The sequence below is a fragment of the Planktothrix serta PCC 8927 genome (assembly GCF_900010725.2).
Taxonomy (GTDB): Bacteria; Cyanobacteriota; Cyanobacteriia; order Cyanobacteriales; family Microcoleaceae; genus Planktothrix; species Planktothrix serta.
In genome coordinates, this window is sequence record NZ_LR734908.1 from 1 (window position 1) to 391 (window position 391).

Sequence of the window (391 nt, forward strand, 5' to 3'; positions counted from 1 at the left end):
GTCAGCACCCCGCTCTAAAGAGACGGGGCTTCATGCCTCTAACTTTGGATAGTTGACCAGCCTAAGTCTTAATTGACTACGTTATCGGCAAGTGTTAAAGACCCACCAATGGATGCGAAGCTAGTCCGTTGCTCTGGAACTTAAAAGTTAAACAGTTTTACGAGGGGTAAGACAGTGATGACCGAGATAGTTACCGACCGATAACATTGGCGAAGCTAACATTACCCTAGCAATAGGAGTGGGAGAAATCCCAAAAAAACCGGGAATCGGCAAATACAAAAATTTTTGTCGGTTCCCAATCCAATATTCACGGGGAATAAATTCCCCTGAGTCGTGTTTCCTCTCAGGTCTGAAGACGCTGAGTTTCCACACTCCCATGAGATTTATATGA

Annotated in this window: 1 protein-coding gene; it reads right to left on the bottom strand. The window is 44.8% G+C overall.

Annotation, left to right across the window (positions count from 1 at the left end; all coding sequences use genetic code 11):
• Positions 1-147: 147 nt before the first annotated feature.
• A partial coding sequence (locus tag PL8927_RS28750) for a hypothetical protein (protein WP_231506170.1) occupies positions 148-391 on the bottom strand: 244 nt, incomplete at its 5' end.